Origin of the sequence: Anabaena sp. FACHB-83 (assembly GCF_014697485.1) — a bacterium.
Lineage (GTDB): Bacteria > Cyanobacteriota > Cyanobacteriia > Cyanobacteriales > Nostocaceae > Nostoc_B.
The window spans coordinates 1-11,187 of record NZ_JACJRY010000090.1; the positions used below are offsets into that span (position 1 = coordinate 1).

9 protein-coding genes are annotated in these 11,187 nt (G+C 35.6%); all 9 read left to right on the plus strand.

Annotation, left to right across the window (positions count from 1 at the left end; translation table 11 throughout):
- Positions 1-58: 58 nt before the first annotated feature.
- Complete coding sequence (locus H6G79_RS35435; protein ID WP_190595199.1) at positions 59-1,924, plus strand: WD40 repeat domain-containing protein; 1,866 nt, start codon at positions 59-61, stop codon at positions 1,922-1,924.
- A gap of 444 nt (positions 1,925-2,368) precedes the next feature.
- Positions 2,369-3,265 (plus strand): hypothetical protein, encoded by an 897-nt coding sequence (locus H6G79_RS35440; RefSeq protein WP_190595198.1) that lies wholly within the window; start codon positions 2,369-2,371, stop codon positions 3,263-3,265.
- A gap of 123 nt (positions 3,266-3,388) precedes the next feature.
- A complete protein-coding gene (locus H6G79_RS35445; protein WP_190595197.1) occupies positions 3,389-3,853 on the plus strand; it encodes a hypothetical protein in 465 nt (154 codons plus the stop codon).
- A 137-nt stretch (positions 3,854-3,990) separates the two neighbouring features.
- A complete protein-coding gene (locus H6G79_RS35450; protein ID WP_190595196.1) occupies positions 3,991-4,665 on the plus strand; it encodes a hypothetical protein in 675 nt (224 codons plus the stop codon).
- Positions 4,666-4,732: 67 nt separating this feature from the next.
- Positions 4,733-6,631: an NACHT domain-containing protein gene (locus H6G79_RS35455; protein ID WP_190595195.1), complete on the plus strand. Its 1,899-nt coding sequence runs from the start codon at positions 4,733-4,735 to the stop codon at positions 6,629-6,631.
- A 150-nt stretch (positions 6,632-6,781) separates the two neighbouring features.
- A complete protein-coding gene (locus H6G79_RS35460; RefSeq protein WP_190595194.1) occupies positions 6,782-7,342 on the plus strand; it encodes a hypothetical protein in 561 nt (186 codons plus the stop codon).
- A gap of 17 nt (positions 7,343-7,359) precedes the next feature.
- Positions 7,360-8,190, plus strand: coding sequence for a hypothetical protein (locus H6G79_RS35465; RefSeq protein WP_190595193.1), 831 nt, complete (start codon positions 7,360-7,362; stop codon positions 8,188-8,190).
- Between the two features lie 208 nt (positions 8,191-8,398).
- Positions 8,399-9,646 carry a WD40 repeat domain-containing protein gene (locus tag H6G79_RS35470; protein ID WP_190595192.1) on the plus strand — a complete coding sequence of 416 codons (1,248 nt, stop codon included), beginning with the start codon at positions 8,399-8,401 and terminating at the stop codon, positions 9,644-9,646.
- 96 nt (positions 9,647-9,742) lie between these two features.
- Complete coding sequence (locus H6G79_RS35475; protein WP_190595191.1) at positions 9,743-11,107, plus strand: NACHT domain-containing protein; 1,365 nt, start codon at positions 9,743-9,745, stop codon at positions 11,105-11,107.
- Positions 11,108-11,187: the final 80 nt, after the last annotated feature.

Here is an 11,187-nt window from a genome sequence, read left to right on the forward strand (position 1 = left end):
GCTGCTTAATAACTGTACAGTTCATTCTCAATAAGCACCCAATTTTTTCAAGGGTTATGTGCCTCCTAAACCTTTATCTGGCGGGGTTTATAGGCGATTGTCGCCCCTTGAAGTTAATGATAGTGAATGGCTTCAGCAGCAAGTAGAGAACTTTCACAAAGATCGCAATCATTTAACCAAACTAACCAATGGCTTGGGTAATACACCCAGTGTTCTCATCGTGGATCAGTTCGAGGATGTGTTCACGCTATGCCGTGATGAGAATGTTCGCCAAACTTTCATAGAAAACATAATAGACTTTATTCACTCGCCAGATAACCGAAACATTGTCATCCTTACAATGCAAGCCGACTTTAAGGGTCAAATAGCACAGGTTTCGATGTTCCAGGATTTATTTGAACAGGCTCAGATACTGATAACAGCATTAGATGTTAGCGAACTAAGAGAGGCGATTGAAAAACCTGCTGAGTTAGTGGGTTTGAAATTTGAAGAAGGTCTAGTTGAGGCTTTGCTTAAGGATGTGTTGGGCGAACCAATAGCATTGCCACTTTTGCAGTTTACTTTGCTGAAGTTGTGGGATAACCGAGAGCGCAATCGAGTTACCTGGGAAACTTATCAACTTTTGGGTGGAGGCCGTCAGGCACTGACTCGTAGTGCTGATGAGTTTTACGAGAAGTTAATTCCTGAAGAGCAGATGATAGTTAAACGTATGCTGCTGCAAATTGTTCAACCTATCAAGGGGCAAGAAGTTACCAGTAATCGTATCCAGTTTAAAACACTATACCAGATAGGGGAAAAACACGATGACGTTGATCGGGTATTGGATAAGTTGGTTCAAGCGCGGCTAGTACGCTTAACACAAGGCAATACATTAGAGGACACCCAGGTTGAGATTATCCATGAGGCTCTTGTACAAAACTGGTCTTGCCTAGCAAACTGGTTGGAAGCGGAGCGAGAGACTGCGTATTTGCGATCTGTTGAAGCTGCAAGCATCCTAAAGAATGCCAATGCCACAATAAGAACTCGCCGCAGAAGCAAATTATTTACATTTAGTTTTAGTTTTGGTATTGGTATCTTCCTTTCATTCTTATATTCTTGGACTACTAGCCCTAAATTCTTCCAATCCCACTTCCAATCTCAATTAAAAGATTTTACTGGTATTACATTCAGTCCTGATAAAAAACTCGCTGTTATCACTTTTAAAGACGGAACAGCAAGATTGTGGAATATTGAAGGTGAAAAGCTGGCAGATTTTGGTCATGTGGATGGAAATAAGAGTATAGTATTTAGTCCTGATAGTAAATTCATCGCTACAATTAGTAAAAATAAAACTATACGCTTGTGGAATTTACAAGGTCAAGAGCTAACAACTTTCAACAGTCCTGAAGGCCAAGTTACAGACTTAGTGTTTAGCCCTGATGGTCAACTCATCACTACTACAAGTGGAGATAAAACTATACGCTTGTGGAATTTACAAGGTCAAGAGCTAACAACTTTCAACAGTCCTGGAGGCCAAATTACAAACTTAATGTTTAGCCCTGATAGTAAACTCATCACTACTACAAGTGGAGATAAAACTATACGCTTGTGGAATTTACAAGGTCAGGAGCTAACAACTTTCAACAGTCCTGAAGGCCAAGTTACAAACTTAGTGTTTAGCCCTAATAGTAAACTCATTGCTACTACCAGTGAAGATAAAACTATACGCTTGTGGAATTTACAAGGTCAGGAGCTAACAACTTTCAACAGTCCTGAAGGCCAAGTTACAAACTTAGCATTTAGCTCCAATGGTAAACTCATCGCTACTACCAGTGAAAATAAAACTATACGCTTGTGGGATTTACAGGGCAATAATATTGCTGAATTTCCACATGGGAATACTGGAAAAAATCGCCTTCAGCTTGAAGGAATTGATAAACATTAGATAAATATTATATACATGAAAAAATAAGTTTAAGAATAATTTAAGTATATTCAAGACTTTATTGTCTAAAATAGAACAAAAAATTTATTAATGTGGTGAGTACTGATGAAATCAACAGTATTATTAATTGCAATGTTTGTAATTAATACATTAAAAAGACATGGCTGTTGTAATTGAGGTGCTTTTCACACAGCAGATTCAGAGGAGTATTGCCATATTGCATTGCAGATGGCTAAATACAAACGCAATAATTTTTGTCAAATTTTAAATATGTTCAAATGTTTGCTCCGTTTACTGACTAACCTCATAATGTAATACGGTTCAGTTAAGAGAATAGTAGGTTGGGTGTAGCGATAGCGTAACCCAACAAAGCCTTGAAAATGTTGGGTTCCGTTCCTCCACCCAACCTACACCAGTCTAAGTTGTTGCCTTAACTGAACTGTATTGACATATAAACTAGAAACACAAGAGTATTGGATAGTTCGAGATAAAGCAAGAAAGGCACTAGGAAAAATTGCAGAATTTCAGATAAATAAGTCTTATGATGTACAACTTATATTACTTGAATTTATTTCAAATTGGTTAAAGGAGAACTGTCTCAACAATCTACATCTAAGCCTTCCGTTACTTCAGTGTATGTTAAAAATAGACTTCCATAGTGCTGAAATTAATCCAATTCAGGTAGGGAGTATTGTTATTTACCGGGGCGATCTAATAATATCAGACACCTTAAAACAAATTCGTGAACATTCTTTAGGGATATTATACACGGCATATCAGCAGGCACAAGATTTACCGACTAGGCTACAAATTGTTCAAGTTCTGTGCAATGGAGCAACACCTTATTTAAGCTCAAGAGAGCAAGTTTCTACCAAAACTAGAAATCAATTATGTTCTGATTGTGCAAAAACAGCAGATTTCTTCTCAAACTCTGTTATGAAAAATGCAGAATTACCTATTTTAGACAAACTAGCAGAATGGTCAATTCAAGCGAAAAAATTTCATAAATATCAGTCAGCAGAACTAGATATTTTACAACAGAACCTGAAAGACCATAAAACTTATCAACTTTACCGACTTCTTGTTGGTAGATACAGATTAGATGATGAAGAAAATCAAATTAATTTACAACATTTCGATGGGAAGCACGCAGAAACAAAATGGCAACAAGCACAAGAGCAAAAACAACAAAAGATTAATGAATATGTTCAATCAATTTCAACATTAAACCTAGAGAAATTTATCCAAGAATTAGACACTATAGCTAACCAAACTTTAAGCATCGGCAAAAATAACACCTTTGGACTCAATAATTTACTGAGGATACTTGGAGAAACATAAACTGAAATAGCTCAAAGTTTTATAGACAAAGTAATAACTAATACTAACAGTTTAAAACACCATCTTGGTTTTGTTTTAGCTGGAATGCGTTTGAGCAACCAAGAATTAGCTAGAACATACATAATGTCATGGATCAAACTAGATGATACCGTTCTTTGGGTAGTGATCGCCATTAGTTATCGCTACATTGATTGGAGTCAACCTCAGTTAAAAGAAGAATGGCATATTATTAGACAACTTGTAGCAAAAGAATATCCTGTACTAGATCCGGCAATATTCTGGAGCTTACAGCAACTCGCACCATATAATTCAGATTTAGTTGTATTTTATAACTTAAGCCGAGAGATTATTTTGCGTACACAAAATGAGGATATTAAATCATATATTTATTGTGCTATAAACTCTACTCCTGATGTAGTAGAAGGGGCGATGTCTAATTTTTATAAGAAACGTATTGAAGAAATCTCACATTGGTTAACAGATGATAATATTCATGTCAAATTATTCGCTAGACAGATTATTCAATATCTTCAAATAAATATTGAAAGTGAGGAAGGTATAGAAAATCTCAGAGAACGCAATTGGTAATTTGTTGAAAATCAAACAACTAGAGCAATTGATTAAAAATAGTTTTGGCAATAGTTAATATAACTTAATGATTGACTAGATTTTTTGAATGAAATACCTTATTGCTATACGAGAATGTACTGTTTAAATTAAAACTAATGACATCCCCTGAAGAGTTAAACCCTATACTAGAGCGTATAGTGAAACACCAGCATACTGAAAGTGATATCTCACTTCTACGACAGTGGCTCAGTAATGGTAGTCAGATTGTCTCACAGCAAGGCAAATATGCTGTTAATCTGGGACAAGGACAGGAAATTCACATAGGCGATCGCATTTACCAGGGTACGGATGCCGAAACAATTCGCCAAATAGTTCGCAATATTGTTCAAGAACTGCAACAATCTACATCTACAGAACCGAAATCTCTAGGCGCAGAATTGATTACTACTTTAAATAATGCGAAGTTTCAGGGGAAAGAAGGTGAGCAAGGTGGTACGGGAAGTTTTTATCACTATGAGATTTACCTGGATGCTTTAAGGCTTGAAAATGAACAAAACAAAGATAACTATCAAGAATATGCTCTAAGCGGTAATTGGTCATCCTTTGTTTATAAATATGTTTATGTTTTTAACAAGGTGGTTGATACACCTTGGGGACATAACAAAAAACCTTATGGTCGCTTTCAGGTTGTAGTTAAAAGCATCAATGGAGTTGTGGAAGGTATTCGGGTTAAAGCTGATAGATATAACGATAATGCAAATAACTATGCAGCTAATAAAGTGGAACAGTTAATTGAGTCCAAAATAAAGGAGATAACCCGAAAAAATTAAAGATTAAGCTATAGATTATTTTATTTATATACTAAATGTTTATCAAAATTGCGTGTGGAGTAATAGTGTGGCTGATAAAGATAATTTGAATGACATTATTGAGCGTATCCTTAGAGGAAGTCAGACTGATGCAGATATTGAAAAACTGCGGCGATCGCTCAAAATAGTTGAGGGTGTATTGCAGTTAGTATCTCAAAATGGCGAGTTTAACACTAACATTGGGCAGATAACTGGGGGAGATATTCATCTAGGCGATCGCACTTACCAAGGTGCAGATGCCGCAACAATTCAGCAAATAGTTCGCAATATCTTTCAAGAAACTAAAGCGACCCAACGTCCTAGAAAGGAAGAGTCATTACTAGATAATGTCAAAAAAGAAGTTAAAGGTCGCTTAACAAAATCTTTATTTGTAGAGAATGCCAAGCCAATTAATTTGAAAAAAGAACTACAGCCAGAATTAGTCAACTGCCCTTGGAATTTGGATATCAAAATCGGTTTTAATAGTAATCAATTTACTTCCGATGAACCTCAAATTATAGATGTATTCAATCATGATGAAATTGGAGGTAAATTATTAATTATTGGAGAGCCTGGCTCTGGAAAAACAACAACTTTATTGGAATTAGCACAAATTCTAGTTACTCTTGCAGAAGAGCAGCATTTAAAACCGATACCTGTACTTCTAAATTTAGCCTCTTGGCAAAATCCACGACAACCCTTTCGTCAGTGGATAATAGTAGAACTTAGTATGAAATATGGACAATCATCTCAAACTATCGAACAATGGTTGAATGAACAAAAGCTGCTACCTTTATTAGATGGTTTAGATGAGTTGGAATCATCTCTTTATCAGGACTGTATTCGAGGAATTAATATATTTTTGAGTGAAGTTAATCGACCACCATCTTTGATAGTATGTACTCGCAAAGAAGAGTATATTAATGCCAAAATCAAACTAAAGCTAAATGGGGCTGTTTGTCTTCTTCCACTTAGTGACGACCAAATTCAAAACTACTTACAACAGATTCAAAATTTCCCTCATTCACATACTCTTATTCAAGACACTATTTTGATGGATCTAATTCGTATCCCATTATTTTTAAATCTTGCTATTGTAACTTGTCAAGAAATTTCTCTTGAAAAATGGCAAAAAATAGACTCGTCAGAAGAACGTCTTCAGTATCTTTGGAATACATACATTTATAAAAGGTTAATCGATGACAATAACGCTAAAAGCAAGAAAATTAGAGTATGGCTCACATGGATAGCTCAACAGTTAGCTCAAGAATCTAAGTTTGATTTTGTAATCGCGCAACTCCAACCCAGTAAAACTTTGTATGGGAATCAAAAAAATATATATATTTTAATTTTGTTTATAATCATTTCATCAATAGTTGAAATATGTATTCACATAAATAATGGTTTAGAAATAAAACTCATTAAAAATGAAATTCCTCAGTTAATAATGCTAATCAATGACATAATGCCACAGTTAATTATAGCTATTTTAGTAGTAAGTTTTTCTTTAGCCTTTAGTTATTTCATTAAACCATTAATGCTATTTTTATTAAAAATCATTAAATTTATATTTAGTAGATTTAGTAATTTACTGGGCATTTTTAACTCAATTATTTATCTCCCCTTATCTATTTCGATTTTTATTATTTTTATTTATAAAATCTCCTCTTTGGCTGGCTTATTAGTTTTATATTTTTTGATTCTTTTGCCATTTAATATTTTGCCATTTAATTATAACTATGAATCCTTCGATTTACTTCATTGGTTAGCTTTCCCAGTAAAATTTTTTAAAAATATAACTATATTAATAGCTATCACAGCAATTGCATTTTGTTTAGCCCTACCAATATTTTTTGCTTTTTTTCTTTTGTCTATACTTGTAAGCGTGGGATTAATAATAGTTTTTATCAATGTTATACAACCAATTGAAAAGTTAATTGTCTCGTAAAAAATAGCAATAACATCAATTACTATTGCAGTAATTGTATGTCTAATTTCAGTAACATACTGTACACTAAAGGTTACTCTTATTTCAATTTTATTTTTATTAGCTATTACAGTAAATCAATTTTTTTTAGTTTCGTCAGGACTAGCTTTTATGGGTAGATTAGCGTGGAGCTTGCCTTGCGGTTTTATACTACCTCATTTCTTTTTAATCTCTTTACTAATATATTCGTCAATAATCAACTATTATTTAGGAAATATTGTTTCAATTTGGTATTTTGGAAGCATTAGTGGACTAATCTTTGGACAAATTATCCAAACTATTTTAATAACAATAACATTTCGTGGTTCAGCCACCTTAAGTCCAGAAAAAAGTAATCACTCAAATCAGGGAATCCGAAACTCTTTTGTAAATGCGAGTGTTATTGGAATTGCAAGTGGTTTAATGATTGGAGTAATTAGTGGCTATACAAAAGGTATAAGTTTTGGTTTAATTTTTTGGTTAATCAGTGGAGGTGCTGCTTGTATTCAACATTTCATACTGCGTCTCGTTCTTTACTGCAATGGTTATATCCCTTGGAATTATAGTAAATTCCTTAACTATGCTACTGAACGAACTATACTTCAACGGGTAGGTGGCTCATACCGATTTATTCATTCACTTTTACAGGAACACTTTGTTAATATGTCATTTAACACTAATAATCAACAATAAAATCAAATTAAAAAATTATGAATACTGCGGATAAAACAAATTCTATTCTCAAACGCATTGCTGAGAACAAGCAAACAGAAGCTGATATCCAATATCTCCGACAATTGCTTACAAGTGATGATAGCCAAAGCTTGAAACAACTAGGTAAGTATAATGTCAGTATTGGTAAGGGTAAGGACATTCACATTGGCGATAAAGTCTATTATCAAAACAATGATGAAGCTATTCAGGTATTGATTCAAGTTATTCGAGCCAGTCAAGAGAAACATAGTGAAGCTGAATATTTTAGAACAATAGAAGCTTGTAATAATCGTCAAGCCATAGAGCAATATTTTGAAAAGGTTTTGCAAAAATTACGGCAACAAGGGTGTTTGGAAATACGTCAAAATGTATTAAATACAGGTATATTATTTAACTATATTGCTAGGATCAAAGACTTTAAGGCAGGATTTAGAATGCGAAGTGAAGCCTTATTTATGTTCTCTGAGTTTGCCAGCCTAAGAATAACAACTTTGCAGCAATTCTCGGCTCAATCAATGGTATGGGCTAGAGAAGAAATTAGCCCAGGTACACCAAGACAAGGCTTCTTTAATTTCAGAGTACCAACTCACTTTTGTTTTGCCATCGCCTTAGTAGATGAACTTGATATGGAAACCAAAAAAGCCATCCAAACAACTAACCCATTTGATTTTAGAGTAGATATGCTTTGGTATGAAATCCCAGTGGTTTACGAACTAAACCAGCAGCAGTTGTACTTCTACAAACCCAGAAGCATTTGGGAACAATTTAAAGGCGAAATTGTCTGGAAAAAATTGCAAGGAGTTATTGAGCAAATTTTAAGTGGTTAATATGGCATAACAATTTCAGTTGGCAAAACTGGAAATGGAAATTGCTCGTCTGCGTAAAATCGTGCCATTGACTAGGCTACCTCATTTTGAGTGTCACAGATATTATCCTTTGATAATCTTGTCAGGCTACATTTACAATTTTATATCTCACCCAAGAGTTAACCGCGATTATTAACCAAATTACTAATACATTGTTCACAAGTATTCAATGACACCTGATAAACACCTCCAGCAAATTCTGAATCGGGCTGAACAGGGACAACAAACCGATGAAGATATATCATTTTTACGTCAGAAACTTTTGACTGGCGATCGCCAAATCGTATCGCAACTAGGTAAATACAATGTCAACATTGGTGAAGGTAGAGACATCCATATAGGCGATCGCATTTACCAAACCTGGGATGAACAAGCCATCCAAGCTTTAGTTCAAGCCATTCAAAAAGTAACTTGGCGATGTGTCGCTAGTTTAACAGAGAATGATTACACTCAAGTGGAAAATCAATCCACTGGAATTCCGATTATAGATAAACTAGCCAAAAATTTAACTGATTTTTCTCAACAATCTGTCATGCGTTATGGATTAAAACTAGCTTTTAGTCCTCATCAAGAGTATTTTATTAGTAGTGGCAATCAAGTTATTAAACGTTGGCAGACAAACACACGAGAAAGACTACAAGAAATTTCTGTTCCCTTTTCTGCAACAGGCGTTTTTGATTTATGGTTTACATCTGTAGCCATTAGTTCAGATGCTCAATTAATTGCTGCTTGTAAAGCCTATCAAATATACATTTGGCGTTTAGGTTCATCAAATCCGCTTCATACATTTGGTAAAACTCTTTTAAGTAATTTTTTAGATGTTTTTGGTTTTGATTCAGTCGCTTTTAGTCCTAATAACAAAATATTAGCCGCCAATGATAATCATGATATTAAATTGTGTGATGTAGAAAGTGGCAAAGAAATTGCTAAATTATCTGGGCATTCTGATAAAGTAACCTGTGTTGCTTTTAACCCAAAAAACGGACGAATTCTTGCTAGTTGTAGCTACGATAAAACTATCAAACTATGGGATATAGATAGTAAGAAATGTTTAGGTACACTTACTGCACATAGAGACGCTGTTTATACGCTAACATTTAGCCCAGATGGAGAAATATTGGCTAGTGGCAGCAATGACAATAAGATTAAACTTTGGTATTTAAATACTAGAGAAACCCCTCAGACTCTCCAACAACATTCAGATGCCGTTACTTGTCTTGTATTTAGTCCAGACGGTAAAACTTTAGTGAGTGGAAGTAATGATGAAACAATTGTAGAGTGGAAAATTACTGAAAAAGAATTTCAAATTTTCCCTGAACGACATCGCAGAGGTGTGACATCAATTGCAATTAGCCCAGATGGAGAAACACTAATTAGCGGAGGAAGAGATCAGACCATTAAAGTTTGGCGAAGATAAAATCAGGTAATGTTTACAACAGTAATATAAAGAAGCTACTCAGTTACGATCGCCATCTCAACCCAGATACAAATTGACTGCTGAATCATAATCAAAATGACCACCCCTGAAGAACTCAACGCCATACTTGAGCGCATCGTCAAAAAACAGCAGACGGACGCTGATATAACAGTCCTGCGACAATGGCTCAGTGGTAGTGGTCAGATTGTCTCTCAGCAAGGGAAATATGCAGTCAACCTGGGACAAGGACAGAATATTCACGTAGGCGATACCTTCGGTGGGCTTTGCCTACGCACTTACCAAGGCGCAGACGCAGAATTAATTCGAGAAATAATTCGGTCTCTCCTTGAGGAACTAAAAGCTACTGGTCAATTTGCCCCATTTAAAGAGCAGAATCAGCAGTCTGTTGATGAACTGGTGCAACAAGTGCGATCGCGCATTCATGATGATATTCAGCGATTACATAGCACAATGCCACTATGGGGTGTAGATCACTGGGTTCCTTTAGGTGATTTGTTTGTGGATGTGAACATCCTAGAGGAACTGAGCAGTAGCCGTAAGTCAGAACTCGATGACCTGTGGCAAGATTTTACAACTGGGATGGAGAGATATTCAGGCGATCGCAGTTTGGATCGCATTGGTTTAGGTAAAGAGCGACAAAGGGTTTCAGGACTAGAGGTACTGGCGAAAAATACAAATCTCATGGTGGTGGGTAAACCAGGTTCAGGGAAGACCACTTATTTGCAACGAGTAGTTACCGAGTGCAACGCTGGCAATTTACAAGCGCACCGAATCCCAGCTTTGATTAAATTACGCGAATTTGTAGAGGATGGGCGTAAATTTGCCCATTCGCTGGAGCGTTATTTTGAGCAATGCTGGCAGTTATCAAACATAGAAATTAATTTAATTTTCCATCAAGGTCGAGCATTAGTATTGCTAGACGGATTAGATGAAGTAACAGGGGAAGATGGTAAGAACATCACCAAGCAAATTAAGCAGTTTGCTCGTTCTTATCCGCAGGTGCAGGTAATTGTGACCTGTCGGACGCAAAGCCAAGAATCGCGGTTTGAGCGTTTTGATTATGTAGAAGTATCAGATTTTAGTCAAGCTCAAGTGAGATTATTTGCCGAGCATTGGTTTCAGGCAGTTGTTGGGGATGACTCAGCAGGATTAGCACAATCACAGGAGTTTCTAGATCAGCTTTTTATGGAAGCGAATCAAGCGATTCGGGATTTAGCGATTACACCAATTTTGCTGAGTTTGACTTGTACCGTGTTTCACCAAACTGGCAAGTTCTACTCAAAACGTTCCAAACTTTATGAGGAAGGGTTAGAGCTAATACTAGAGCAGTGGGACAAGTCACGAGAGATTGAACGAGATGAGATTTACCGAGATTTATCGCCAGAACGAAAGCTGGAGTTACTTAGTTACAGCACTTGCGTCTGTTATGAGGTACAATAAATTAAAATATAAATACCTCTAAATGAAGTCATACTCTGTCGATCTTCGAGAAAAAATAGTTGCAGCACATCTTCAAAAAA